This is a genomic window from Streptomyces bacillaris, assembly GCF_003268675.1.
Taxonomy (GTDB): domain Bacteria; phylum Actinomycetota; class Actinomycetes; order Streptomycetales; family Streptomycetaceae; genus Streptomyces; species Streptomyces bacillaris.
In genome coordinates this window covers 3269874-3294079 of the sequence record NZ_CP029378.1, presented here as the reverse complement: position 1 = coordinate 3294079, position 24206 = coordinate 3269874, and the positions used below count along the sequence as shown (strand labels likewise).

Here is a 24206-nt window from a genome sequence, read left to right as displayed (position 1 = left end):
CGGCGGGGCGTTCCCTCTCGTCCGCCGCGGCTTCGATCTGCACGCCGGACGGTACAAGAGGCACGGGCCTGATCCGCTGGGAGACGGACGAGGCGGGGATGTTCCCCGCCTTCCGAGCGGAGAACGTCCTCGACAGGGCCGGGTCAGGCTCCGGCGGCGCCGTTCGCGGTGCTGCGGGCCCGTCGCTCGGTGACGTACCGGTACATGGCGCCGAGGGCGACGGCCTGAACGAAGGCACCGATCGGGATCCCTATCAGGGCTACGGGGCCCTCGAAGGGAACCAGCAGCGACGTCGGGGCGGTGGCCAGCAAGGCCCACACTCCGGCGAAGCTGGCATCTCCGGAGGACGAGGCGGAGAAGGCGTCCACGGCGACCCACAGGCACACCCCGAGCACGATGCCCAGGTAGCCCAGGGCCAGGGGGTTCCCCAGGAAGTGGCGGAGGGTCTGCGCCGGCGAACGAGAAATCTTGGCCATGTGTCGGCTCTCCTTGGGAACGTCGGAATGTCCGGTGCGGTGTCTGTTCTGCCACCGCCCGGAACTCTGCCGCGTGCTGGTGCTTGCCACATGAGTTGCCGTACTCACGTTCGCATCCGTAGGCCAACCTGCGGGGTCTGTACCGAGGTTGTCCACGTGGAGCGGTCGCCCTGGGGGCCGCCCCGCCGCAAGCGAGGGGGGCAGCGAGTGAACTGCGGTCTTCTGGGGCCGGGGCCCCGATGTTCGGGCTGTGCGTCGGTGGGGGGCTTCGGTCTTCGAGCGGTTCGCTCAGGGCCGCCGGACGGAGTGGGTCTGCTCGCCGGGCATCGGTCCGGGCACGGGCGGGTTCGGCTCACGAGGTGCGGCGACCATGGTCAGGCCCTTGGGCATGGGGGTGAGTTCCAGGCTGACACGGACGGTCCTGCCGGGCGGTGCCGTACGGAGCGTCCGTGAGCGGACCAGGCTCGCCAGCGCGACCGGCACCATGATCTCGGAGGCCGCGGCGCCGGGGCAGTAACGGGGGCCGAGGCCGTAGGGGAACAGGGCGGCGGGGGAGAGCGGGGGCCGGGCCTCGGGCGCCCAGCGCAGCGGGTCGAACTCCTCCGGCCGTGCGTACCGCGCGGGGTCGCGGCGCAGTGCGCCCAGGGGCAGGGTCACCAGGGCCCCGGCGGGTACCGGCTGGTCGCCCACGTACGTCGCCTGGCGGGGGCGGCGCACCAGGAACGGAATGCCGTGGAGCCGTGTGACCTCCGAGACGAATCCCGCGGTACGGGGCAGCAGACGGGGTTGTGCGGCGTCGGCCGGCGCGTCCGTGCCCAGGACGGCGTCGGCCTCGGCCCGGATGGCGGTCTGGTGGTCGGGGTGGCGGCCCAACTCGTAGCAGGCCCAGGCGAATGTCGAGGCCGTGGCCTCGATGCCGGCGAACAGCAGCGCACGCACGTCGTGCAGCGCCGCGTCCGGCCGGTCGTCGGTGGAGCGCTTGAGCAGGGAGACGACGTCGTTTCCGTCCGCGTCCGGCCGGTGGCGTACGTACGCCTCTTGGGCGGCCTCGTCCAGCGTCGCCAACGCACGGCGGAAGGCGCTCCGCCGAGGCGTGGGCACCCAGGGCCACGGCGACAGCGCGTACTTCCAGAACACCCCCGCGGACAGCACGGAACGCGCCCGCGCGAGCTCGGTCAGCGTGTCCGGGGAGATGGCGCTGTTCAGGACGGTCTCGATGACGAGTCCCGCCGCGAGGCGGCTCATCTCGAAGGGGATGTCGACGGGGCGGTCGGTGGGGAGGTCCGCGATCAGGCGTTCGGTGCTGTCCCGTACGGACGGTCCCAGCGCCGTCAGGCGGGGCGCCGCGAGCGCCGGTTTCATCAGCGCGCGCCGGTCGCGGTGGGCCTGCCCCTCGGACCCGGCGAAACCGTTCCCGGTGAAGTCCCGCAGGCACGGGTCCGCGCTCCAGGCCTGGAAGGTGTCCTCCCCGCAGCCGACTCTTCTGAGCAGCGACGGGTCGTTGACCTGGAAGGCGACCGCCGGCCCGGCCTTCGTCCGGGCGACGGGGCCTGCCTGACCGAGGCGCACCGCGATATTCGCCGGATCGAGCCAGAACCGCAGCGTACGGGAGTGCGCGACGCGCGGCTCCTCCCGCGATGCCGGGCATCCCCCGGGGCCGCCCTCTTCGATCATGATTCCCAAGCCTCCTGGGCTCCGCGGGCGTCGACCACCCATGTCTCTCGCCTCTCGCGACAACGAGTCGGACGAGGGCGGCGTTACGTGTGCTCGGTGCTCGGTGCTCGGTGCTCGGTGCTCGGTGCTCGGTGCCCTGGCCGTGGGCGGCGCGGTGGCATGGCAGGCCGTTAGCCGACGCCCGGTGGGTTCATTCGGGTACGGCGGCTTCTGTGGGCCTTTTGAGCTTCTGGGCTATCCCCGCACGCGCGGGGACCACCCCTCCGTGACCTGGGGATTTATGCGGCTGAGGGGCTGTTTTTGCTTACTTCTTGAGGAGCGCCCTTCCTCGGTGCTGCGCGTGGCACAGGAGCGCCAGCCGCGTCCAGGTCGGTGCGGTTCCATCCGCCGGTCCGCCGGTCAGCCCGTCCGGAGGCAGGGGGCGTTGTCATAGGTACCTGCGAGCATGAGCCGCATGGATGAGACAACCCAGCCTGAAGACAGTGAAGTTACTGACGTCCTGACCACGCCCGAGGAGTGGCGTCGCTTTCTGGAGCAGTACGACGAGCGGTACATGAAGGAGGAGGCCTCCGACCGGGAACTGGCCGACCTGCTGGACGAGGACCAGTGGGATCTGCTGGAGGAGGAAGGGCGGCTGGAGCAGTGGCTCGGTGAAGCACCTGCTGGGGAGCAGGAGTTGGTAGCGGTCGAGGAGCGGCTCGGGGTGAGGTTTCCTTCGAGTCTCCGGGGGTTCTTCCTGGCCAGCAACGGGTGGAAGCGGGTGAAGGGGTGGGTGGACCTTGTTCATCCGTGCGGCGAAGTGGTGTGGATGCGGGACAGCGATGCCGGGTCTGACCTGATACGGATCTATGGCGAGGATCCCGACAACGACGACTACGTGCAGCTGTTCCGCCGATGCGTCGAAGTCGCCGCAGGGGAGGACTTCTGGCTGCTCGATCCGACCGATGCCGGGCCGGACGGCGAATGGGCCGCCTATCTGTTCACGCCCAAGTACGGCGATCTGGAGGAGTTTCCGAGCTTCTCCGCGCTGTTCCACGACGGGTACGAGGACATGGGCTGATCAGGGGGTGGCCGCCTGACGGCATTGAGTCGGTGGGGGGTTACGTGGTCGGCGGCCCCAGCACGCCGGGCTCGGTGCCTCGTGGTCATGTCACCGGGCTGTGACAGCGGTGTCCGGGAATGAAGACGCAGGCAGGCATCCCCTCGGTTCGCCGCGCGCTCCTAGTGGGTGATCCGGAGCGCAACGGGAAACCGGGAAGCGTGTCCGGGGCGGACCGTCGACCACGTACTCACACGTACTCAGGGGATTTCCTGTTCGGCAACCGCAACCGCCGCAAGGCCCTCCTCGTCTCCGCCGCACTCGTGGGCGGCGCCCTGCTGATGATGGCCTGTCAGGACACGGACGGGAGCAGGGGCGGGGACGCCGGGGCCGCGCAGAGCAGCTCTCCGTCCGCCGGTACGGGCAGCCCCTCGGCCGGGCCTTCCGAATCGGCCGAGCCCGCCGCCTCCGGGGACGCTCCCGACGCCTCCCCGTCCGGCTCACCCGAGGAGACCCCGTCCACCGAAGGAACCGAGAGCGGTGAGCCGGGGCGGGTCGGGCAGGTCTGCGGGGCCAACGATCTCTCCTGGAGCACCCGGACCATGAGCCAGGGCGGTGGGTACATCCTCGTCATGGCGAAGGCCAAGTCCGGGATCACCTGTGTCCTGCCGGCCGCGCTGCCCACCGTCGCCTTCGGGTCCGACGGGACCGAGGCCGGGCCCGCCGAGCAGTCCGTCGGGAAGCAGATCACGCTGAGCGGGGGGACCGTCGCCTACGCCGGGGTCAACCCCAAGACCACCAAGGCCGACGGCGGCAAGGAGCTGGACAGCATCGTCCTCGCCATCGGTGACGAGGACGCCAACCCCGTCTCCCTGACGGTCGGCACCATCACCGTCGACAAGCCCGTCGTCACCAACTGGCACACCGTCTCCAAGGACGCCGTTCCCTTCAACTGAGGGGAAGGAAGGGGAGGAGAGGTGTTGGGGGCGGAGTTCGTCAGACCGGGACCCCGTCCCCCGGGCCCCGCTCCGGCTCCTCCGTCGTCTCCCGCCGGTCCGGGGTCACCGCCTCCGCCACCAGTGGGTCCTGCGTTCTGATGTCCCGGGCCTGCTCCGCCACCCACTCCGGGCTGATCGCCGGAGTCCCGCCCGGGACCCGGTCGCGTACGAACAGGCAGAACGGGTGGCCCGCCGGGTCGAAGAGGACCCGTACGTCGTGCTGAGGCTGGAACTCCGCCGGTGTCGCGCCCTCCGCCACCGCGTGGGCCACCCCTGCCTCCAGGTCCGTCACCTCGAAGTCCAGGTGCAGCATCGTGAGCTGGTCGCCGTCCGCCTTCAGGGAGGCGGGCCAGGTCGGAGGCGTGTACGCCTTCTCCGTCTGGAAGCTCAGGCCCGGGCCGCCGCCCGGCGGGAGCAGCTTCACCCAGTCGGGCTCCTGCTGCGCCGGCTCCCACCCCAGGAGGCGGCGGTAGAAGTCCGCCAGCTCCGCCGCGTCCGGGGCGTCGAGCACCGTGCTGGAGAGGGTCAGGGACGGTCGCGGCGGGCGCGGGGCGGTGGTCACGGTGGCCTCCTCGGGTCGGAGATGTGCCGGTACGCGTACCCCGTACCGGCACGATCACCGCCCCGTCCGGCTACCGAGCGGACCTCACGTGCCCCGCCTCTCCGACGGCCGACCCCTCACCCCGCCCCACCGGAGACCGTGCAGCCCCGTACGGCTGAGCGGACGCTGCGGACCGCACCCCGCCCCGCCGGAAACCGCACTGCCCCACGCCCACGGGCACTCACGCCCACGGGGACTCACCCCACGATGTCCGCGTACCCCTCGATCTCGCGCGGGTTCCGCGAGCCCGGGCCCACGTACGTCGCCGACGGGCGGACCAGGCGGCCCGTGCGCTTCTGCTCCAGGATGTGGGCCGACCAACCTGCCGTGCGGGCGCACGTGAACATCGAGGTGAACATGTGGGCCGGGACCTCCGCGAAGTCCAGGACGATGGCCGCCCAGAATTCGACGTTCGTCGCCAGGACCCGGTCCGGGCGGCGGTTGTGCAGCTCCTCCAGGGCCGCCTTCTCCAGCGCCTCCGCCACCTCGTAGCGCGGGGCGGCCAGCTCGCGGGCCGTGCGGCGCAGGACGCGGGCGCGGGGGTCCTCGGCGCGGTAGACGCGGTGGCCGAAGCCCATCAGGCGCTCGCCCCGGTCCAAGGCGCCCTTCACGTACGCCGTGGCGTCGCCCGTACGCTCGATCTCCTCGATCATGCCGAGGACCCGGGACGGGGCGCCGCCGTGCAGCGGGCCCGACATCGCGCCGACCGCGCCGGAGAGGGCGGCGGCCACGTCCGCGCCCGTGGAGGCGATGACCCGGGCGGTGAACGTGGAGGCGTTCATTCCGTGCTCGGCCGCCGACGTCCAGTACGCGTCGACCGCCTTCACGTGCTTCGGGTCCGGCTCGCCGCGCCAGCGGATCATGAACCGCTCCACGACGGACTGCGCCTTGTCGATCTCGCTCTGGGGCACCATCGGCACGCCCTGGCCGCGCGCCGACTGGGCGACGTACGACAGGGCCATCACCGCGGCCCGTGCCAGGTCGTCCCGGGCCGTCGCCTCGTCGATGTCCAGCAGCGGCTTCAGCCCCCAGACGGGGGCGAGCATCGCCAGCGCGGACTGCACGTCGACCCGGATGTCACCCGAGTGCACCGGGATCGGGAACGGCTCGGCCGGCGGCAGCCCGGGGTTGAACGCCCCGTCCACCAGCAGGCCCCAGACATTGCCGAACGAGACATGGCCGACCAGGTCCTCGATGTCGACCCCTCGGTAGCGGAGCGAACCGCCTTCCTTGTCCGGTTCGGCGATCTCCGTTTCGAACGCGACGACTCCCTCAAGACCGGGTACGAAGTCGGACATCAGGCGGCTCCCTCGGTTCGGCGGTGGATGGGCGACGGTCCCCTGCGCCCCGGAGGGTTCCCATGACGCCCTGCCCCAAGATATTGGCGGGTTCCCAGGGAGCGGGGAAGCGTGACATCCGGCACAGGACCCCATTCCTCCGGTACGCGGTTACGGGGACGCCCCGCCGGGCAGACTCGGCCGCTGCGGCAGGATGGGCCCGTGCCCACACCAGACCGTTCTCCTGGATCGGAATCCCTTCCCGTCGATTCCACCATCGATCCCGCCGCCATGCGCGAGCACTACCGCTCCGAGGACTTCACCGAGCGCGATCTCAGCCCCGACCCGATGGACCAGTTCGCCCGCTGGTTCTGCCAGGTCGCCGCGGGCGGTGTGCTCCACGAGCCCAACGCGATGGTCGTCTCCACCGCCACCCCGGACGGCCGCCCCTCCTCGCGTACGGTCCTGCTGAAGCAGTACGACGACCGGGGCTTCGTCTTCTTCACGAACTACGGCTCCCGCAAGGGCCGCGAGCTGGCCGCCAACCCGTACGTCTCGCTCCTCTTCCCCTGGCACCCCATGGCCCGCCAGGTGATCGTCACCGGCACCGCCTCCCGGGTCTCCCGCGAGGAGACCGTCGGCTACTTCCGTACCCGGCCGCACGGCTCCCAGCTCGGCGCCTGGGCCAGTGAGCAGTCCACCGTCATCGGCTCCCGCGAGGAGCTGATCGAGCGGTACGAGGAGCTGGCCGCGCGCTACCCGGAGGGCGAGAAGGTGCCCGCCCCGCCGAACTGGGGCGGCATCCGCGTGGTGCCCGAAACCATCGAGTTCTGGCAGGGGCACGGGAACCGGCTGCACGACCGGCTGCGGTACGTCAGGGAGGGCGGTTCCTGGCGGGTGGAGCGGCTCTGTCCGTAAGCCGGTGGAGCCGAAGGAGCCAGCGGATGGGCTCTCATCTGGGAAAACGCAGAAACCCGCAGGCTCTGGGTCCTCCGTGCACGAAGGAGCCGGCCGGACTTACCGGCGAGCCTGCGGGTCGGTGACTGCTGGGTATTGGCCGGCGTCCGGCCATGCACTGCGAAAGTGCGTGACAACGGGCGTCAGCCCGCAGCCACCTCACGAGTCCGAAGAGAAATCACTTCCGGAACACCTCCTTTCCTGTGTGCTGTGAAGCCTAGGAGCGGGCCCGGCGGCCGTTCAACCGATTTATTTGGCGAAGTGGGATGTGCGCTGGGTCACGTTCGAGTTCAATGGTCTGACGTGCAGCAATACGCGTGGTGACGCGCGGGGAAACGGCCGACACGTTCTGCGGGGGGTACGGAGTGGGTGCTTCCAGGAGCAGCGGGACCACCGACGCGCTGGGACCGGACGAAGAGCCCGACGAGCCCGACCGGGCCGACGGGCAGGGCGGGCCGGGTGGTCCGGACGGGCAGGGTGCTTGTTCCGTGCCGCTCGACTCCGGTTCCGGGGGCGGTGCCGGGTCCGGTGCCGACTCCGGGGCCGAGCTGCTCGCCGCCCTGCTCGACGGCATGGACGCCGCCCTCTGCGCCTTCGACGCGGGCGGCACCGTCACCCACTGGAACCGCGAGGCCGAGCGCATCCTCGGCTGGTCCGCCCAGGAGGCCGTGGGGCGTACCGGGTTCGCGGGGTGGGCGGTGCGCCGGGCCGACGCGCACGAGGTGCAGGGGCGGCTGATGGCCGCCATGGACGCGCCGGGGCGCCAGGTCCACGAGTTCGCGCTGCTGCGCAAGGACGGCAGCCGGGTGCTGGTGCGGACCCAGTCCGCCCGGGTCCTGGGCGCCGGAGGCAAGCCGGCGGGGGTCTACTGCGCGTTCAGCGAGGTGCACGCGCAGATCGACCTGGAACGCGCCATCGCGCTCAGCGAAGCGCTGCTGGAGGACGTCTCCTGGGGGGTGGTGCTCGTCGACGTCGACCTCCGCCCGACCGTCGTCAACGCGTACGCCGCCCGTGCCCTCGGCGGCAGCCGTACGGGCCTGCTGGGCCGGCCGCTGGGCGAGCTGGTGGTCCAGGGCGTGGAGGAGTTGGAGGCCGCCCTCGCCCATGTGCTCGCCGAAGGGGCGCCGGGGGCTCCGGCGGAGTTCTGGGTGACGCTGCGGACGGCGGAGGGCGAGCGGCGGCGGTGCTGGCGCAGCGGGTTCCTGCGGCTGGCCTCGCCGCTGACGGAGGAGCCGGTTCCGCTCGGGGTCGGGTGGATGTTCCGGGACGTGACGGCCAAGAAGCTCGCCCAGCAGGAGGCGGACCGGCTGCGGTTCCGGACCGGGCAGCTGCACCGGGCGGCCCGTACGGTCTCCGAGTGCGAGGACCCGATGGAGGCCGCGACCTCCCTGCTCGACTTCGCCCTGGCCGGGTTCGCCGACCACGTCCTGCTCGACCTCATGGAGGGCGAGCGCCTGGTCCGTACGGCCGCCACCCCCGCCGACGCGCCCGGCCCGTGCCTGCTGGTCGCGGGCGGCTCCATCCCCGTCCGTTACGGTCCCGGGCACCCCGCCCTCCAAGCCGTCGAGCGCACCGGCTCCGTCCGTACGAGCGCGGGTGCCGGGGGCACGGAAGGCGCGGCGGCCTGGGCGGCGGAGCGGCGCTGGCCCCGGGACGCGGCCCACGCCCTGTCCACGGTGCTCCGGAGCCGGGGGCGGACGCTGGGCGTCCTGACGTTCCTCCGCGCGGCGAACCGGGCCGCCTTCGAACGCCCGGACACGGCGTACGCGGAGACGGTCGCCGCCCGGGTCGCGGGCGCCGTCGACCTGGCCCGGGCGGTGAGGGCGGGGGAGTAGGGGGTGGAGGGGTGGGGGCGGGGTCGGGAGACCAGCGCCGAGTCCCCGCCGCCCGCCCGGCCCGGGTGGCGGGGCCGGCGAGTGGGGAGGTAGCCCTGCCCCCGCCCCCTCACGCCGCGTGCAGCGCCAGCGTCGGGGAGAGGCGGGACGCCCGTACCGCCGGGTAGAGGCCCGCCACCGTGCCGATCACCAGCGTCGCGCCGAAGCCCCCGCCGACCGCCCAGAGCGGGACCACCCACGGCAGCCCGCCCGTGTGCGCGTACACCCCCGTCGCCGCCGCACCCAGCGCCACCCCCGCCAGGCCGCCCAGGCCCGACAGCATCAGGGACTCCGTGACGAACTGGATCCGGATCTGGCCCCGCGTCGCGCCCAGCGAGCGGCGCAGGCCGATCTCGTACCGGCGCTCGAGCACCGAGATGATCATGGTGTTGGCCACCCCGACCCCGCCGACCAGCAGCGCGATGCCGCCCAGGCCCAGCAGCAGGCTGCTGAACGCCCCCTCGGTCGCCGCCTTCGCCCGCAGCGCCGATGACGGGTCGGTGACCTTCACGTTCTGCGGGTTCCGCGGGTCGACCGTCGCCGCCATCACCTTCCGTACGTCCTGCACCACCGCGTCGTCCGACCGCTCGTACACCGACGTCGGGTGGCCCTCGAAGCCCAGCAGCCGCTTCGCGCCCTCCCAGCCGACCAGTGCGGAGCGTTCGATCTCCGGGGCGAGGGGGAGCGGGGCGAGGATGCCGGTGACGGTGAAGTAGCGGCCGCCCAGCCACACCTGCTGTCCCGGCTTCGTGATGCCGAGGCGTTCGGCGGAGACATGGCCGAGCACGACCGAGGGGTAGCGGCCCGTCGCCGCGTTGAGCCAGTTGCCGCTGCGCACCTCGCCGCGCAGGACGCGCAGCAGGTCGGCCGTCGTCGCCTTGACCGCGATCCCGCCCGTATCGCCCTCGTCGATCCGTTCGTTGCGGCGTACGGTCGCGTTCAGATCGGCGGTGGCCCCCACCTCCTGGACGCCCTTGATCCGGCCCACCATCCCGGCCGCGTCCTCGGGCAGCCGCACGTCCTGCCCGGAGAACATCGATTCCCCGGGCGAAGCCACGAGCAGGTTGGTGCCCAACTTGTCGAGTTCGCGCAGGAGTTGGGCCTGGCTGGAGGCGGAGATGCCCACCACCGAGATCATCGTCGCGATACCGATGGCGATGCCCAGGGCCGAGAGGACCACCCGCATCGGGCGGCTGCGCAGGCCGGACGAGCCGACGTGCAGGACGTCCCGGGGGCCCAGGCGGGCCGCCCTCAGGCGCTTGCGGGCCGTGTCCCGGTCGCGGTTCCGGGCCGTGCCCCGGTCCCGGCTCACAGCCCTGCCCCTGTCTCCACGGGTGGCACCGGAGCCGGAACGTTCCGTACGTCCGCCACCACCTCGCCGTCCCTGATCCGCACCTCGCGCGGCAGCCCCGCCGCGATCTCCGTATCGTGCGTGATCACCGCGATCGTCGCCCCCTCCCGGTTCAGGTCCCGCAGCAGCTCCATCACCGCCGCCCCCGACGCCGAGTCCAGCGCCCCCGTCGGCTCGTCGGCCAGCAGCAGGGCGGGTTCGCCCACCACCGCCCGCGCGATGGCCACCCGCTGCTTCTGGCCGCCCGAGAGCTGGTGCGGTCGGTGGTCCAGGCGGTCCGCCAGCCCGACCCGCTCCAGCGCCTCGGCGGCCCTGCGGCGGCGTACGGAGCGGGGGAGGCCGGAGTAGAGCAGGCCCTCGGCCACGTTGTCGCGGGCGCTCACGCCGGGGACCAGGTGGAACGCCTGGAAGACGAAGCCCACGTGCTGGGCGCGCAGGGCGGAGAGGCGGCGGTCGGAGAGGGCGGCCACGTCGTGGCCCGCGATGTGGACGGAGCCGGTGGTGGGGCGGTACAGGGTGCCGACGATGTGCAGCAGCGTGGACTTGCCGGAGCCGGACGGGCCGACGATGGCGAGGAGTTCGCCCTCCGCCACGGTCAGATCCACCCCGCGCAGGGCCGTGACCCCGCCCGCGTACTCCTTCGTGACGCCCCGCAGGCCGACGACCGTACGCGAGTCCTCGACGCGGTCCGTGCCGGTGCCGGTGCCGGTGCCGGCGATGGGGCTGGAGTGGGTGCCAGTGCCTGCGTCGGCGCCAGGGCCGGTACCCGTGCCGGTGCTCGTCATATCTTCGGCACCCCGACCTTCATCCCCTCGCGCAGCCCGCCGCCCGACACCTCGACCCGGCCCTCAGCGAACATCCCCAGCTCCACCTTCACCTCGCGCACCGAGCCGCCGGTGACGACCTCCACGCCGAACCCGCCGCCCGGCAGCGCCAGCAGCGCGTTGACCGGGACCGTCAGCACGTCCTCGCGGGTCTCACCGGTCAGGTTCACCGTCACCGGCGACTGGTCGAACCCGCCGACCTTCTCCGGCCGGTCGAAGGAGACGGTCAGGGTCACCTTGGGGCCGTCGTCCTGCGGGTCCTTGCCCGGCTTCGCCGTCCGGCCGACCGAGGAGACCGTGCCGGGGGCGCTCGTGCCGTCCGGCAGCTCGACGGTCACCTTCGTGCCCGCCTTGGCCAACGCGCTCTCCGCCACGTCGAGTTCGAAGGTCACGATGCGTTCGTCGCCGGTCGTGGTCAGGACCGGCGCACCGGGCTGGGCCAGGTCGCCCACGGGCGTCTCCACGGACTTGATCCGGACCTTGCCGGGTGCGAACGCGATGTCCTGCGGGCCCACCTTCCCCGTCTGCTTCTCGCCGTGCGCCTTCTGCCAGCGCCTGACCGCCGACGCCGTCAGCTCGGTGTACTCGGTGTCGGGGGTGAAGCCGGTGTAGCCGAGGGCGGCGAGGTTCCGTTCCAGCTGCTCGACGTCCCGGCCCTTGTCGCCCGGCTTCAGGGTCCGGTACATGGGCCCGGAGCCGTACAGCAGCCGCACCGGGTGGCCGTCGACCTCGTACAGCCGCTCGTTCCGCTCCACGGTCGAGCCGGTGCGCGGGGTCCAGGTCAGGGTGCCCGCCGCGCCCGCGTTGACCTTGCGCTGCCGGTCGTAGCCGAGGGTCCCGTCGGCCTGGGCGCTGTCCTGGAGGTCGCCGCGCTCGACCGGGGCGGTGGCCGGGGGCAGCCCGGTGCTCTTCGCGCCGCCCGGGGCCGTACCCCCGTCGTCGCCCAGCTGCGTGACCGCGATGGTCCCGGCCGTCACGGCGAGCACCGCCGCGACCGCCGCCACCGCCCGTCCGCGCCTCATCGGCCCACGCTCTCGCACGCCTTGTTCGCCTGCTCGAACTTCTTCATGTCCTTGCCCTGCGGTGCGGGCATGGCCGCCACCGCCCCGCCGTCGAAGGTCGGGTCGGGCATGTCGAAGCCGTTCTTCCGCATGCACCGGGCGAAGGCGACCATCTTGTCCTTCTCCGCCTGGGACAGCTCCTTGCGTCCGCCGCCGACCGCCTTGTCCTCGCAGGCCTTGAACGCCTTCTCCATCTCCTTCCGGCTCTTCGACCCGCCGTCGATGGTCACGCCCACGCCGTTCTCGCCCGGCTTCGGCTCGGGGATGTCCAGACCCTGCTCACGGAGGCACTTGCGGTGCTCCAGCGCCTGGTCCTCGTCCGTCTTCTCGGTGGTGGAGGCCGAGCCCTCGTTCCTCGTCCCGCTGCCGGCGTCGTCACTGTCGCCGCCCGCACAGGCCGTGGCGGAGAGGGCGACGGTCGTGGCGAACAGGAAGACGGCGAGGCCGCGCCCCCACCGGGGGGCCAGGGGGATCCGGGTGCTCGGGAGGGTGTTCATCAGGGGCTCCTCGTACGGTGCTGACAGGCCGGGTACGGACGGGGCCGAGCGTGCGCGAGGAGGCGGTTTCGTTTCTCTCAGCCCCGATGCTTACACCGGCGAAACATCGCTTTCGGGTACACAGGGGCCCATGCGTGTGCTGGTGGTGGAGGACGAGGAATTCCTGGCGGGGATGATCGCCGAGGGGCTGCGCCGTGACGCCGTCGCGGTGGACATCGCCCCGGACGGGCCGACCGCGCTGGAGAAGCTCCGGTTCGGCGCGTACGACGTGATGATCCTCGACCGCGACCTGCCCGGGCTGCACGGCGACGAGGTCTGCCGGCAGGTCGTCGGCGCCCGGCTGCTGACCCGGATCCTGATGCTCACCGCCGCGGGGACCGTACGGGACCGGGTGGCCGGTCTCGGGCTCGGCGCCGACGACTACCTGACCAAGCCGTTCGCGTACGACGAACTCCTCGCCCGGGTCCTCGCCCTCGGCCGCCGCTCGCGCCCCGCCCTCCCCCCGGTCCTGGAACGGGCCGGGCTCACGCTCGACACCGCCCGCCGCCAGGTCTGCCGCGACGGCCGCTTCCTCGCCCTCTCCCGCAAGGAGTTCGCCGTCCTGGAGACCCTCCTGCGGGCCGAGGGCGCCGTCGTCAGCGGCGACGACCTGATCGAGGAGGTGTGGGAGGAGGACACCAGCTACCGCACCAACGCGGTCCGGGTCACCCTGTCCAAACTCCGTACGAAACTGGGGGCACCGCCCGTGATCGAGACCGTCCCGGGCGCCGGGTACCGCATCGGGGACGGCCCGGTGGGGAGGACGGGGAGCGGCACCGCCCCGCTGCCCGGGACCGGGAGTACCGCCCCGCTGCCCGGGATCGGGAGCGGCACCTCGCTGCCCGGGACCGGGAGTGCCACGCCGTGAACGGGAAGCAGCCTGCGAACGGGAAGCGGCTCGTCCACGGGCGGCGGCGGGCCGTGAGCAGCGAACGCGCCCGTCTCACCGCGCTCTACGGCGGCCTCCTGACGCTGGCCGGGGCCCTGCTCATGGGGCTCGTCTACGTGCTGGTCAGCGAGGGCCTCTACAGCAGCGTGCTCACCGCCGTCGCCCCCGCCGTCCCCGCCTCCCGGCTGGACGCCGCCTCCGGCCCCGCGCTGCCCACCTCCGACTGGGCGCAGACCACCGTCGTCCAGCCGGGGCAGTACGCCGTCGCGCAGAAGGTCTCCACCGCCGCCGGGGACGCCGCGCTCAGCCGGCTGCTCACGGTCTCCGCGCTCTCCCTCGCCGTCTACGCGGCGCTCTCCGTCGGCCTCGCCTGGTGGATGGCGGGCCGGGTACTGCGGCCCGTCGGGGTCATCACCGCCCGCGCCCGTCGGCTCTCCGGCTCCAATCTCCACGAGCGGATCGCGCTGAAGGCCCCGCCCGGTGAGCTGAAGGAGCTGGCCGACACCTTCGACGGGATGCTCGACCGGATCGAGCAGCTGGTCGCCGCCCGGCAGCGGTTCGCCGCCAACGCCGCCCATGAGCTGCGCACCCCGCTCGCCGTGCAGCGGGCCGCCGCCGAGATCGGGCTCGCGGACGACCCGCCGCCCGAGAAGGTCGCCTGGATCCGGGAGAAGCTCATCGACACCGCCGCCGGAAGCGAGCAGCTCATCGAGGGGCTGCTCCTCCTCGCGGTCTCCGACGAGGGGCTGCGCCGGCGCGAACCGGTCGACCTGGGCGCGACCACCACCACGGTCACCGAGGCGCTGGCGGCGGAGGCGGCGGAACGGGACGTCACCGTCGACGTGGCGGCCCGGCCGGCCGGCGTCCAGGGCGACCCGGTCCTCCTGGACCACCTCGTGCACAACCTGGTCGCCAACGCGCTGCGCCACAACCACCCGGGCGGGACGGTCCGGGTCCGGGTCGGGCCGGGCGGGCTGGAGGTCGCCAACACGGGGCCCGTGGTGGCGCCGGAGACCGTACCGCTGCTGTTCGAACCGTTCCACCGGGCGCGGGCGCGCCGCCACGCGCCGGGGGAGGGGGCGGGGCTCGGGCTCTCCATCGTGGCGTCGGTGGCCCGGGCGCACGGCGGGGAGGCCACGGCGACCGCGAACCCGGGCGGCGGACTCACGGCCCGGGTCACGCTGCCCACCTGTGGGTGAGGGCCGGGGCCCGGTGGTGGCAGCTGGGGCCCGGGTTCGCGGTCGCCGGGTGGCCGGGGCCCGGCGGTGGTAGCCGGGCAGCCGGGGCTCAGTGCTGGTAGCGGGGCCCGGTGGCGGTAGCCGCGGCTCAGTGGCGGTAGAAGATCCGCTCCCGGTACTCCGTCATCACCCGGCCGTTCCAGTCGTGGCCGCCGTCGACGTTCCCCGAGCGCAGCAGCGGCGGCTCGATGCCCCGCGCCACCAGCCGCTCGGCCGCCGCAGCCATCATCGACTGCATGATCGCGCTGGTCACGACGGTGGAGGCGGGGGCGAAGGGGGCCTCGACGCCGGGGGCGGTCAGCTCCGCGTCCCCGATCGCGATCTTGCTGTCCAGCACGATGTCGCAGTGGTCGCGCAGGAAGCCGCCCGAGGTGTGCCGGGAGCGGGTGTTCTCCGCGTACGCCACCGAGGTCACGCCGATCACCTTCAGCCCGAGGGCCCGGGCGTTCTGGGCCATCTCGACCGGGAGCGCGTTGCGGCCGGAGAGCGAGATGATCACGAGGACGTCCCCGGCGGTGGCGGGGCTGGAGTCCAGGACCGCCGAGGCCAGGCCGTCCACCCGCTCCAGGGCGGAGCCGAGGGTGGCGGGCATGACGTCCACGCCGACGGTGCCGGGCACGGTGAGCAGGTTCATCAGGGCCAGCCCGCCCGCCCGGTAGACCACGTCCTGGGCGGCGAGGGAGGAGTGCCCGGCGCCGAACGCGAAGAGCCGGCCGCCCGCCTCGACGGTGTCCGCGATGGCGGTCCCGGCGGCCGCGATGTTGTCCGACTCCTCGTCCCGTACCCGCTGGAGCAGGCCGATCGCCGCATCGAAGAACTGACCGGCCAGCTTGCTGTCGCTCATCGGGAAGGACCCTTTCGACGGGATTCTGCGGGGCGGGAATGGCTGTGCCGCCGATCACGTTGCGGTCTGGACCAGTGGCCTGTCAATACCGCCTGACGCCCCCCGTGGTCCGGTTGTCGCACGGTCTTCGACCGGCACGGCACGGTTGTCGGTGCGATGCGTCAGAATTGGTGGAGGGCCATCGCACGACGTTTTCTGTCACAGCATCGAGGGGCACGTATGTCCGGACTGATCGACACCACGGAGATGTATCTCCGCACCATCCTCGAACTCGAAGAGGAAGGCGTGGTCCCCATGCGCGCCCGGATCGCGGAACGGCTCGACCAGAGCGGTCCCACGGTCAGCCAGACGGTGGCCCGCATGGAGCGCGACGGCCTGGTCCAGGTCGCGGGCGACCGCCATCTGGAACTGACCGAGGAGGGCCGCCGCCTCGCCACGCGCGTGATGCGCAAGCACCGGCTGGCCGAGTGCCTGCTCGTCGATGTGATCGGCCTGGAGTGGGAGCAGGTCCACGCCGAGGCCTGTCGCTGGGAGCACGTGATGAGCGAGGCCGTGGAGCGCCGGGTGCTGGAGCTGCTGCGCCACCCGACGGAGTCTCCGTACGGGAATCCCATCCCGGGCCTGGAGGAGCTGGGCGAGAAGGCCGAGGCCGACCCGTTCCTGGACGCCTCGATGGTGAGCCTGGCCGAGCTGGACCCGGGCGCGGAGGGCAAGACCGTGGTCGTGCGGCGGATCGGAGAGCCGATCCAGACGGACGCCCAGCTGATGTACACGCTGCGGCGGGCCGGGGTGCAGCCCGGTTCGGTCGTCAGCGTGACGGAGTCGCCCGGCGGAGTGCTGGTCGGGTCCAGCGGGGAGGCGGCTGAGCTGGACGCGGAGGTCGCTTCGCACGTGTTCGTCGCCAAGCGCTGACGCGGTGACGCCTTTGGCGTCGGGGGGCCGGTCGGGCCCCCGGGGCCCGGGCGGTGGTTCCGGGCGCCGCTCCCCCGGACGGAGGTTCCGTCCTCGAACGCCGGGCGGGCTGGAGTGGAGCCGGGTGGGTTTCCCTCGGAATGGCAGCGGGCGGGCGGATCGCGTGCCAGGCTGAGGCCAGGCATATGACCTGAGGGTGCCGGACCGGATGCGGTCGGCACGGTCGGGGAGGGAGCAGGGAATGCGCCCGTCGTATCGGCACGCCCGCCGTCCGGTGGTTGCCGTGGTTCCGGATGCCCTGGTCAGGGGTGGTTCCGCGTCGGCTCCGCGGGTCTCAGCTCTCTCTGCCATCGTTGTCGTGGACAGACGTCGACCCCGGCGCCCGAAGGCGCCGGGGTCTGTCCTCCCCTGTGCTGACCTGGAGCCCCGAGCTCTCAAGGTCATTCCCTGCGGACCCCTGTCCCCGAGCGGTCCGCCTCCCGTTGGAGATCTCCCCAGGGCGCCCGGCCGCAATCCTCGCCGGGTGTCACTCGAACGTGGGGTGTTGAGCGGCGAACCCCTGTTTTCGAATAAGAGTTCGATAGTCTGGCGTTGTGCGACCACGCGGTGAGTGACCGAGGACCAGAAGGGGGTGCCAGGACCATGGTGCGGCGCATCGATGTGACCGGATCCGACGGCGCACGCCTCGCGGCGTGGGAGTTCGCGGATCCGCCGAAGGAGCACACGGGGACGGTCGGGGAGGGCGCGGGCCACGCCCCCGGAACGGGCCAAGCCCCCGGCGCGGACCGGGCGCCCGGAGCGGATCAGGCTCCCGGCGCCCCCGGGGTCTTACTGCTGCACGGGCTGATGGGCCGGGCCTCCCACTGGGCGCCCACCGCCCGCTGGCTCTCCGAGCGGTACCGCGCGGTCGGCCTCGACCAGCGCGGCCACGGCCGCAGCGACAAGCCGGCCGAAGGCCCGTACACCCGCGAGGCGTACGTCGGTGATGCCGAGGCCGCCATCGAACAGCTCGGGCTCGGGCCCGTCACCGTCGTCGGCCACGCCATGGGAGCGCTCACCGGCTGGCAGCTCGCCGCCAAGCGCCCCGACCTCGTGCGCGCCCTCGTCATCTGCGACATGCGGGCCTCCGCCCTCGGGGCCGCCTCGCAGCGCGAGTGGACCGACTGGTTCGCGTCCTGGCCGCTGCCCTTCGCCACGCTGGCCGACGTCCGGAAGTGGTTCGGTGAGGACGACCCCTGGGTGGAGCGGCCGAACCCCTCGCGCGGCGAGTTCTACGCCGAGGTGATGACGGAGACCGAGGACGGCTGGCGCCCGGTCTTCTCCCGCCGTCAGATGCTCCGCTCCCGCGCCACCTGGGTCTTCGACGCCCACTGGGAGGAGCTGGCGCAGGTCCGCTGCCCCGCCCTGGTGCTGCGCGGGCTCGACGGGGAGCTGGGCCGGGCCGAGGCGCAGGAGATGGTGCGGGTCCTGCCCCGCGGCCAGTACGCGGAGGTGGCCGACGCGGGCCATCTCGTCCACTACGACCAGCCGGACGGGTGGCGGGCGGCGGTCGAGCCGTTCCTGGAACAGCTCGCCGAGGACCCCCGGGGCGACCGGGAGCCGGTCGCCCCGTGACGGGGGCCTGAGGCTCCGGAGGCCTGCGGGTCCGAGGACTTGCGGGCCGCGCTAGTCTCCTGAGTCAGGAATTCTGTTCAGATATGAGGCGAGGCGTTCGAGGATCTCGTCCGCGGTCTTGGTCCAGATATAGGGCCTGGGGTCGGTGTTCCAGGCTGCGATCCAGGTCCGGATGTCCTTCTCCAAGGCCTGGACGGTCTTGTGGACGCCTCGCCGTATCCGTTTGTTCGTCAGCTCGGCGAACCATCGCTCCACCAGGTTGAGCCAGGACGACCCGGTCGGTGTGAAGTGCAGGTGGAACCGGGGGTGGGCCAGCAGCCAGGTCTTGATGGCCGGGGTCTTGTGGGTGGCGTAGTTGTCCAGCACCAGGTGGACCTCGAGGCCGTCCGGCACTTCCCGGTCGAGCTTGATGAGGAACTTCTTGAACTCCTCGGCGCGGTGGCGGCGGTGCAGGGAACCGATGACCTTGCCGGTGGCGACCTCGAGTGCGGCGAACAGGGTGGTGGTGCCGGCACGGACGTAGTCGTGCGTGACCCGCTGCGGCACTTTGGGCATCATCGGCAGCACCGGCTGAGAGCGGTCCAGGGCCTGGATCTGCGACTTCTCGTCGACGCAGAAGACCAGGGCCCGCTCGGGCGGGTCCAGATAGAGGCCGACGACGTCGTGGACCTTGTCGACGAAGTACGGATCCGTCGACAGCTTGAACGTTTCCGAGCGGTGCGGCTGCAGGCCGAACGCCCGCCAGACCCGCGATACGGTCGACTGCGACAGGCCCAGTTCCTTCGCCATCGACCGCGTCGACCAGTGGGTCGCGTTCTTCGGCGCCGACTCCAGCGTCTTGGTGACCAATGCGGCCACCCGCTCGTCGGTCACCGTCCGGGGACCGCCCGAGCGGGGCATGTCGCCCAGGCCGGCGATCCGGTGCTCGACAAAACGCGCACGCCACCGGCCCACCGCATGCGGCGTCGAGCCGAGCCGGACAGCAACGTCCTTATTCGAAGCGCCCTCCGCGCAGGCCAGGATGATCCGACAGCGCAAGGCCCACGCCTGCGGCGTGGACCGACGCCGCACCCACCCTTCGAGCGCGGCCCGTTCCTCACCCGACAGGATCAACTCGGCCTTCGGCCGCCCAGTACGCGCCACAGGCCAAGCCTATACATCTGAACAGAATTCCTAACTCAGAAGACTAGGGGGCGTTCGCGGCAGGCGGGAGGCCGGTCACCGCATCGTGGTGCACCTCCCAGGTGCCGCCGTCGGCCGTGGCGCCGCGCAGACCGTGCAGGGTCCCGTCCCCGGCGAGGGCCGGGAGGCGGTGGTCCCCGAGGGCGGCGAAGGCGCAGGTGCGGGCGGGGTCCCAGTCGGTGGAGTGGCGCAGACGGCGGGCGAGCTGGGCGAAGCCGAGCGGCGCCGCGGCCACCGCCCAGGCGTCCGGCGCCGTCTCCGTCAGCCGGACCGCCGGGCGCAGCCAGGAGGCGGCGCTCTCGGGCCAGTCCACCACGGCGAGCACCGTCCCGCCGCTGGCCTCCCACGCGACGGTGAAGGCCTCGGCGGCGGCCCGGGAGGGCGCGTCCCTGCTGTGGCCCACCGCGACGGTCCCGAACCGCTTCCCCGGTCCGGTCAACAGGCCTACCAGGGCGGCGAGTTCGGCCCCGGTGTGGGGTGCGGGCGCAGCGGCGAGGAGATCACCGTACGCTGCTTGGTCCAGGGCGCCGATGAGCGGTGAGCGGCGCTGCTGCCACCCCTTGCGGACGTTCATCCCGTCGCTCCTCGCATGACTCCCCTTGCCTGTCTCACGCGGCGTCGTGGAAGACCAGGCCGAGGGTGCGGCGGTGGCCCGAGCGGACGGTGCTCACCCCGTGGCGCATGGGGCCGTTGGACCAGCCGCGCTTGGACGGGACCGGCCGGTCGCGGGTGGTGAAGACCAGTCCGTGCCCCTGCGGCAGGGTGGTGGACGAGCCGCGCGTCTGGGCGCGGGGGCGCTGCTCGGTCATGAGGAACTCGCCGCCGGTGAAGTCGGTTCCGGGCGCGTCGAGGCCGATGACGACCTGGAGGGGGAAGACCATGTCCCCGAACACGTCCCGGTGGAGGGCGTTCCAGTCGCCGGGGCCGTACCGCAGCAGGATCTGGGCCGAGCGGTCCTGCCCGGCGTCGTGGCACATCGTCAGCCACTCCCGCAGGGTGTCGGGCCAGGGCGCGGGCCGGCCGAGCTTCCCGGCCCAGTCGCGGGCGACGGGCAGCAGGCGCGGATAGAACCCCTCGCGCAACTCCCTTACGGTGTCGGGCAGATCGTGGGTGAAGTAGCGGTACTGGCCGGAGCCGAAGCGGTGGCGGGCCATGTCGACCGTCGTACGGAAGCGGTCGTCCTCGTCGTACAGTCCGGCGATCTGAGCGCATTCGGCCGGGGTGAGGAGCGGCCAGGTCAGTGCGCTGCCGTGCAGGTCCAGCTCGCCGGTCAGCGCGTCCCAGTCGCCCGCTGCGACCCGGTCTTCGAGGGGGCCGTTCGGGGGAGCGGTGTCGGTCATGGTGCCTCCTTGCTGCCTGGGCGGGTCAGCGGGCGTTGTGGAAGATGACGCCGAGGGTGGTGCGGCGGCCGGACTCCACGGCGTTGGTGCCGTGCCGCATCGGATGGCGGCGGAAGCCGTGCTCGCCGCGTACGGGGCGGTGGCGGACCGGGAAGATCATCGCCTGGCCCAGCCCCGGTCTGACGACGACGGCCCGCGACTGGGCCCGGGGGCGTTGTTCGACGAAGACGTTCTCCCCGCCGGTGAAGTCCTCCCCGGGCCGGGCGAGCATGACGGTGATCTGGAGCGGGAAGACGATGTCGCCGTAGATGTCCTGGTGGAGGCAGGCGTAGTCGCCCTCGCCGTAGCGCAGGATCAGCGGGGTGGGCCGGGTCTGACCGTTGGCCGCGCACTCCGCGAGCAGTTCGTCCAGGGCGGCGGGGAAGGGGCGCTCGTTCAGCAGCGGCGCCCACTGGTTGGCCATCCACGCCAGGGGCGGATACAGCTGTTCGCGCAGCGCCCGGACGAGCGGGACCGCGGCCGGGTCGGCGTAGTACTTGTAGGTGCCGCGGCCGAGCTGGTGGCGCTGCATCACCACGGTGGAGCGGAACAGCGCGGGGTTCTCGTAGGTGCTGATCACCTCCTCGCACTGCTCGGGCGAGAGCAGCGGCTCGGTGACCGCCACCCCGTTCTCGTTCAGCCGCGCGTACAGCGCTGCCCAGTCCAGGCCCTGGAGCGCGGGCAGTGCGCCGCCGGACGCCGGCCGCGGGGCCCCGCCGGACTCGAAGGCGTCGTCGAAGAGCGGGGCGGGCAGACCGGCGGAGTGGTTCATGGTGGTGCTTTCGCTGTCGGGAGGGGCGCTCCGGGGCGGGGCGCCGCAGGACGGACGGTCAGAACAGGCGTGAGGCGGTCACCTCGGCGGGTTCCTCCAGGGTGAGCAGAGCGCGTTTGCGGGCGAGGCCTCCCGCGTAGCCGGTGAGGGAGTCGTCGGCACCGACGACCCGGTGGCACGGGACGAGGATGCACAGCGGGTTGGCCCCCACGGCCTGGCCGACGCGCTGGGCGAGCCCGGGGGCGCCGAGGCGCTCCGCGATCGTTCCGTACGTGGTGGTCCCGCCGTGGGGGATCGCCCTGACCAGGTCCCAGACCGCGTGCTGGAAGGTGTCCCCCTCGGGCGCGAGCGGCAGGGCGAAGGTGTCGCGCCGCCCGGCGAGGTAGTCGTGGAGCTGCTCGGCGGCCTCCGCGAACAGGGGGTCGTCCTCGGCCGGGACCCGGGGTCCGAGCGCCTCCTCGGCGGGGCGGCGGACGTGGTCGGTGAAGTACAGGCCGGTCAGGGCCTGCCCCCGGGCGACGACGGTGAGGGGGCCGAGGCCGGAGTCGATGACGGTGTGCCGGGTGTCCATGGTCGGTCCTCGTCTCTGGTCGGGAGGCGGGTGGAGGGTGGTGGCCGGGGTGGGGGGCGGTGCTCATCCTCCGCCGGACGCCCCGGAGTTCCTGTCCAGGCGGCCGAAGTCGGAGTCGCAGGGCCAGCTGCAGAACCCGGCGCGCTCCACCTCCTCGTAGAAGGGGATGCCGTCGTCGCCCCGGTGGGCGGCGCGGTCGTGGTGCAGGTGGACGAGCGGATCGCCGTGCCGGTCCATCGGGCCGTACCGTTCGGCGCGCCAGACGAAGTCCTGGTCCTCGCCGCCCCAGCCGCAGAACCGCTCGTCCATGCCGCCGATCCGGGTGAACAGGTCTTCCCGCAGCCAGACGCAGCCCCCCGGTGGCCGGCGCAGGAAGACCCCGCGCAACCGGTCCTGGCCGGGCTCGGCGGCCCCGTCGAGGCAGCGGGCGCGGACGGCCCGGGAGCTGGCGGAGGGGTCGAGGAAGAGCATGTCCTCGAACGGCCAGTGGGCCTGGGTCCCCGGGCGCGCGAACCGTTCGACGGCGCGGGCGACGAAGTCCCGGTCGACGAGGATGTCGCCGTCCAGGACGCAGACCAGTTCGGCGGGGCGGGCCCCGTGGACCACGCCGACGTTCACCGTCCAGGACTTGTTGAACCGGCCGGGGTCGGGGGCGAACACATACGCGTCGCAGGCGTCCGCGAACAGGTCGCGCCAGCGGGACCGGCTGTCGCTCTCCACCACGACGACGCGGTAGCGGTCGCGGGGGTGGGACTGGTCGGCCAGCGCGTTGAGGACGGCCGCCAGGTTACGGACCCGGCCGGTGGCGTCGTCGGGGGCGCGGAACGGGATGACCACGGCGGCGTCCACGGGGTGATCGCCGCCGTGCGGCTTGCGGGCCAGCGCGGTCAGCAGTTCCTCGGCGCCGGGTGCCTCCCCGGCGGGCCCGGACGGGGAGGGGGCGCCGGGCCGGACGAGCAGCCGGGAGAGGGACTCGGTGCGGGCGGCGGCCGCGCGCAGTGCGTCGACGGCGTCGCTCTCCCCGCCCGGGCGCGACAGCAGCGCGGTGAGCGCCGTCGTGAGGGCCGCTGCGGCGGTGTCGTCGGCGGGGTCCCCGGTGAGGCGTCCGGCCGCCGTCCGGACGCGGTCGTCGTCGATCGCGGTGAGCGTCCGTACGGCGGTGCGGTGGGCGTCGGCCGACCAGTCCCAGTAGTCGGGCGCGGTCGCGCGGCACACCGGGTCGTGGACCAGGACCAGGCTGCTGGTGACCGAGGCGGCCAGGGCGGCGGGCTCGGACGGGCGGGCGGCGGACATGTGCGCGGCTCCCCAGGGGTGTCGGGTGACTTTCGGTGATCCGGACGGGACCGGCGTACGGGACGGGCGCCGAGGTACCGGCGTGAGCGGCCGGCGGTCACCGGCGTACGGGACCGGCGGCCGGCTGCCGTCGGGGCCCGGGCCCGGCCGGTGGTCAGCGGTCGTCGGCGTCCTGGGCCCAGCGCAGGGTGGTGAGGTCGGGCACCACCACATCGGCGTGGGCGAGGTCGGCCGCGGGGTGGGTGGTGGTGAGCGCGACGCAGCGCAGCCCGGCGGCCGCGGCGGCCCGGACCCCGGCGGGGGCGTCCTCGAAGGCGATCCCGTCGGCGGGGTGGACCCCGAGGGCCCGGCAGGCGGCCAGATACCCCTGGGGGTCGGGCTTCCCCGCCTCGACGTCCTCGGCGGTGACGATGACCTGGAAGAGATCGGCGCCGCCGACGTGTGCGAGCAGCTCGGTGGCGTGGGCCCGCAGCCCCGAGGTGACCACGGCCAGGGGCACACCGCGGCCGTGCAGGTCGGCGAGGAGGTCGGCGGCCCCGGGGACGGCGTACGGCGGCGGGCTGTCCGGGCCCATCAGATAGCCGCACGCCTCCTCGAAGAGTTCGTCGACGGTGGGCCCGCCGAACCGGTCGACGTGGTCGGCCAGCGCCTCCTGGCCGCGCCGCCCGACGAAGGTCGCCAGCAGCGCGTCGTCGACGGGCAGACCGTGGGTGGTGAAGAGGCGGGTCCAGGCGGCACGGCTGCGGTGCTCGGTCGCCACCAGGGTGCCGTCGAGGTCGAACAGGGCCGCCTTGGCCTGGATGGGGTGCGGTTCGGTCGCGGTCATCGCTGGTCGTCCTTCGTG

The 24206-nt window shown here is 72.9% G+C and carries 24 protein-coding genes; 8 read left to right on the top strand and 16 right to left on the bottom strand.

The genetic code is table 11. The features are described from left to right. Positions 1–143: 143 nt before the first annotated feature. Both DJ476_RS13895 and DJ476_RS13890 read right to left on the bottom strand, forming a co-directional pair. Positions 144–476 (bottom strand): SCO4225 family membrane protein, encoded by a 333-nt coding sequence (locus DJ476_RS13895; RefSeq protein ID WP_112490651.1) that lies wholly within the window; start codon positions 474–476, stop codon positions 144–146. Between the two features lie 288 nt (positions 477–764). Further along, on the bottom strand, positions 765–2150 hold the full coding sequence (locus DJ476_RS13890; RefSeq protein WP_112490650.1) for a cytochrome P450: 1386 nt from the start codon (positions 2148–2150) through the stop codon (positions 765–767). A 445-nt stretch (positions 2151–2595) separates the two neighbouring features. On the opposite strand from DJ476_RS13890, the gene DJ476_RS13885 reads away from it, so the two are divergent. Together DJ476_RS13885 and DJ476_RS13880 are read left to right on the top strand one after the other, a co-directional pair. Next, positions 2596–3210: an SMI1/KNR4 family protein gene (locus DJ476_RS13885; RefSeq protein WP_112490649.1), complete on the top strand. Its 615-nt coding sequence runs from the start codon at positions 2596–2598 to the stop codon at positions 3208–3210. A 251-nt stretch (positions 3211–3461) separates the two neighbouring features. Continuing rightward, complete coding sequence (locus DJ476_RS13880) at positions 3462–4145, top strand: DUF4232 domain-containing protein (RefSeq protein ID WP_112492509.1); 684 nt, start codon at positions 3462–3464, stop codon at positions 4143–4145. Between the two features lie 40 nt (positions 4146–4185). Here DJ476_RS13880 and DJ476_RS13875 read toward each other — a convergent pair whose 3' ends face one another. Then, entirely contained in the window at positions 4186–4749 is a 564-nt protein-coding gene (locus DJ476_RS13875; protein WP_112490648.1) for a VOC family protein, read from the bottom strand. A gap of 236 nt (positions 4750–4985) precedes the next feature. After that, positions 4986–6086, bottom strand: a complete 1101-nt coding sequence (locus DJ476_RS13870; protein ID WP_103419086.1) for a citrate synthase 2 — start codon at positions 6084–6086, stop codon at positions 4986–4988. A 270-nt stretch (positions 6087–6356) separates the two neighbouring features. On the opposite strand from DJ476_RS13870, the gene pdxH reads away from it, so the two are divergent. Both pdxH and DJ476_RS13860 read left to right on the top strand, forming a co-directional pair. Then, positions 6357–6983, top strand: a complete 627-nt coding sequence (gene pdxH / locus DJ476_RS13865; protein ID WP_103419087.1) for a pyridoxamine 5'-phosphate oxidase — start codon at positions 6357–6359, stop codon at positions 6981–6983. 404 nt (positions 6984–7387) lie between these two features. Continuing rightward, positions 7388–8857, top strand: a complete 1470-nt coding sequence (locus DJ476_RS13860) for a PAS domain-containing protein (protein ID WP_103419088.1) — start codon at positions 7388–7390, stop codon at positions 8855–8857. Between the two features lie 109 nt (positions 8858–8966). Here DJ476_RS13860 and DJ476_RS13855 read toward each other — a convergent pair whose 3' ends face one another. From DJ476_RS13855 to DJ476_RS13835, 4 genes are read right to left on the bottom strand one after another with little or no spacing between them, the layout of a single operon-like run. Further along, a complete protein-coding gene (locus tag DJ476_RS13855) occupies positions 8967–10208 on the bottom strand; it encodes an ABC transporter permease (protein ID WP_103419089.1) in 1242 nt (413 codons plus the stop codon). Next, a complete protein-coding gene (locus DJ476_RS13850) occupies positions 10205–11032 on the bottom strand; it encodes an ABC transporter ATP-binding protein (RefSeq protein ID WP_318294667.1) in 828 nt (275 codons plus the stop codon). The genes DJ476_RS13855 and DJ476_RS13850 overlap by 4 nt, the downstream gene beginning before the upstream one ends. Next, complete coding sequence (locus DJ476_RS13840; protein WP_208853495.1) at positions 11029–12093, bottom strand: efflux RND transporter periplasmic adaptor subunit; 1065 nt, start codon at positions 12091–12093, stop codon at positions 11029–11031. The genes DJ476_RS13850 and DJ476_RS13840 overlap by 4 nt, the downstream gene beginning before the upstream one ends. After that, entirely contained in the window at positions 12090–12629 is a 540-nt protein-coding gene (locus tag DJ476_RS13835; RefSeq protein ID WP_112490646.1) for a hypothetical protein, read from the bottom strand. The genes DJ476_RS13840 and DJ476_RS13835 overlap by 4 nt, the downstream gene beginning before the upstream one ends. A 130-nt stretch (positions 12630–12759) precedes the next feature. Here DJ476_RS13835 and DJ476_RS13830 point away from each other — a divergent pair, with 130 nt between their 5' ends. Both DJ476_RS13830 and DJ476_RS13825 read left to right on the top strand, forming a co-directional pair. Further along, positions 12760–13536, top strand: coding sequence for a response regulator transcription factor (locus DJ476_RS13830; protein WP_112490645.1), 777 nt, complete (start codon positions 12760–12762; stop codon positions 13534–13536). 53 nt (positions 13537–13589) lie between these two features. Next, on the top strand, positions 13590–14756 hold the full coding sequence (locus DJ476_RS13825; RefSeq protein ID WP_103419107.1) for a sensor histidine kinase: 1167 nt from the start codon (positions 13590–13592) through the stop codon (positions 14754–14756). A 127-nt stretch (positions 14757–14883) separates the two neighbouring features. On the opposite strand, the gene DJ476_RS13820 is transcribed toward DJ476_RS13825, so the two are convergent. Then, positions 14884–15639: an SIS domain-containing protein gene (locus DJ476_RS13820; RefSeq protein ID WP_112490644.1), complete on the bottom strand. Its 756-nt coding sequence runs from the start codon at positions 15637–15639 to the stop codon at positions 14884–14886. 219 nt (positions 15640–15858) lie between these two features. Here DJ476_RS13820 and DJ476_RS13815 point away from each other — a divergent pair, with 219 nt between their 5' ends. Both DJ476_RS13815 and DJ476_RS13810 read left to right on the top strand, forming a co-directional pair. Then, a complete protein-coding gene (locus tag DJ476_RS13815; RefSeq protein ID WP_019764618.1) occupies positions 15859–16551 on the top strand; it encodes a metal-dependent transcriptional regulator in 693 nt (230 codons plus the stop codon). Between the two features lie 642 nt (positions 16552–17193). Further along, positions 17194–18165 carry an alpha/beta fold hydrolase gene (locus DJ476_RS13810; RefSeq protein WP_112490643.1) on the top strand — a complete coding sequence of 324 codons (972 nt, stop codon included), beginning with the start codon at positions 17194–17196 and terminating at the stop codon, positions 18163–18165. A 51-nt stretch (positions 18166–18216) separates the two neighbouring features. On the opposite strand, the gene DJ476_RS13805 is transcribed toward DJ476_RS13810, so the two are convergent. From DJ476_RS13805 to DJ476_RS13775, 7 genes are all read right to left on the bottom strand, one after another. Continuing rightward, positions 18217–19308, bottom strand: a complete 1092-nt coding sequence (locus tag DJ476_RS13805) for an IS630 family transposase (RefSeq protein ID WP_112490642.1) — start codon at positions 19306–19308, stop codon at positions 18217–18219. A 43-nt stretch (positions 19309–19351) separates the two neighbouring features. Beyond that, positions 19352–19921, bottom strand: coding sequence for a hypothetical protein (locus DJ476_RS13800; protein WP_112490641.1), 570 nt, complete (start codon positions 19919–19921; stop codon positions 19352–19354). A gap of 34 nt (positions 19922–19955) precedes the next feature. Then, positions 19956–20687 carry a 2OG-Fe(II) oxygenase gene (locus tag DJ476_RS13795; RefSeq protein WP_112490640.1) on the bottom strand — a complete coding sequence of 244 codons (732 nt, stop codon included), beginning with the start codon at positions 20685–20687 and terminating at the stop codon, positions 19956–19958. 25 nt (positions 20688–20712) lie between these two features. Then, positions 20713–21498: a 2OG-Fe(II) oxygenase gene (locus DJ476_RS13790; RefSeq protein ID WP_206608325.1), complete on the bottom strand. Its 786-nt coding sequence runs from the start codon at positions 21496–21498 to the stop codon at positions 20713–20715. 58 nt (positions 21499–21556) lie between these two features. Then, on the bottom strand, positions 21557–22069 hold the full coding sequence (locus tag DJ476_RS13785) for a methylated-DNA--[protein]-cysteine S-methyltransferase (protein WP_112490639.1): 513 nt from the start codon (positions 22067–22069) through the stop codon (positions 21557–21559). 63 nt (positions 22070–22132) lie between these two features. Then, on the bottom strand, positions 22133–23362 hold the full coding sequence (locus DJ476_RS13780; RefSeq protein WP_103416703.1) for a glycosyltransferase: 1230 nt from the start codon (positions 23360–23362) through the stop codon (positions 22133–22135). Positions 23363–23516: 154 nt separating this feature from the next. Further along, entirely contained in the window at positions 23517–24188 is a 672-nt protein-coding gene (locus DJ476_RS13775) for an HAD family hydrolase (RefSeq protein ID WP_112490638.1), read from the bottom strand. Positions 24189–24206 lie beyond the last annotated feature (18 nt).

What these genes read in the sequence shown, in the direction of transcription:
- DJ476_RS13780 (WP_103416703.1), bottom strand. Translation starts at nt 23,362, where the DNA reads ATGTCCGCCGCCCGCCCGTCCGAGCCCGCCGCCCTGGCCGCCTCGGTC.
- DJ476_RS13785 (WP_112490639.1), bottom strand. Translation starts at nt 22,069, where the DNA reads ATGGACACCCGGCACACCGTCATCGACTCCGGCCTCGGCCCCCTCACC.
- DJ476_RS13850 (WP_318294667.1), bottom strand. Translation starts at nt 11,032, where the DNA reads ATGACGAGCACCGGCACGGGTACCGGCCCTGGCGCCGACGCAGGCACT.
- DJ476_RS13800 (WP_112490641.1), bottom strand. Translation starts at nt 19,921, where the DNA reads ATGAACGTCCGCAAGGGGTGGCAGCAGCGCCGCTCACCGCTCATCGGC.
- DJ476_RS13890 (WP_112490650.1), bottom strand. Translation starts at nt 2,150, where the DNA reads ATGATCGAAGAGGGCGGCCCCGGGGGATGCCCGGCATCGCGGGAGGAG.
- DJ476_RS13775 (WP_112490638.1), bottom strand. Translation starts at nt 24,188, where the DNA reads ATGACCGCGACCGAACCGCACCCCATCCAGGCCAAGGCGGCCCTGTTC.
- pdxH (WP_103419087.1), top strand. Translation starts at nt 6,357, where the DNA reads ATGCGCGAGCACTACCGCTCCGAGGACTTCACCGAGCGCGATCTCAGC.
- DJ476_RS13790 (WP_206608325.1), bottom strand. Translation starts at nt 21,498, where the DNA reads ATGAACCACTCCGCCGGTCTGCCCGCCCCGCTCTTCGACGACGCCTTC.
- DJ476_RS13840 (WP_208853495.1), bottom strand. Translation starts at nt 12,093, where the DNA reads ATGAGGCGCGGACGGGCGGTGGCGGCGGTCGCGGCGGTGCTCGCCGTG.
- DJ476_RS13815 (WP_019764618.1), top strand. Translation starts at nt 15,859, where the DNA reads ATGTCCGGACTGATCGACACCACGGAGATGTATCTCCGCACCATCCTC.
- DJ476_RS13795 (WP_112490640.1), bottom strand. Translation starts at nt 20,687, where the DNA reads ATGACCGACACCGCTCCCCCGAACGGCCCCCTCGAAGACCGGGTCGCA.
- DJ476_RS13835 (WP_112490646.1), bottom strand. Translation starts at nt 12,629, where the DNA reads ATGAACACCCTCCCGAGCACCCGGATCCCCCTGGCCCCCCGGTGGGGG.
- DJ476_RS13885 (WP_112490649.1), top strand. Translation starts at nt 2,596, where the DNA reads ATGAGCCGCATGGATGAGACAACCCAGCCTGAAGACAGTGAAGTTACT.
- DJ476_RS13810 (WP_112490643.1), top strand. Translation starts at nt 17,194, where the DNA reads ATGGTGCGGCGCATCGATGTGACCGGATCCGACGGCGCACGCCTCGCG.
- DJ476_RS13820 (WP_112490644.1), bottom strand. Translation starts at nt 15,639, where the DNA reads ATGAGCGACAGCAAGCTGGCCGGTCAGTTCTTCGATGCGGCGATCGGC.
- DJ476_RS13870 (WP_103419086.1), bottom strand. Translation starts at nt 6,086, where the DNA reads ATGTCCGACTTCGTACCCGGTCTTGAGGGAGTCGTCGCGTTCGAAACG.
- DJ476_RS13830 (WP_112490645.1), top strand. Translation starts at nt 12,760, where the DNA reads ATGCGTGTGCTGGTGGTGGAGGACGAGGAATTCCTGGCGGGGATGATC.
- DJ476_RS13895 (WP_112490651.1), bottom strand. Translation starts at nt 476, where the DNA reads ATGGCCAAGATTTCTCGTTCGCCGGCGCAGACCCTCCGCCACTTCCTG.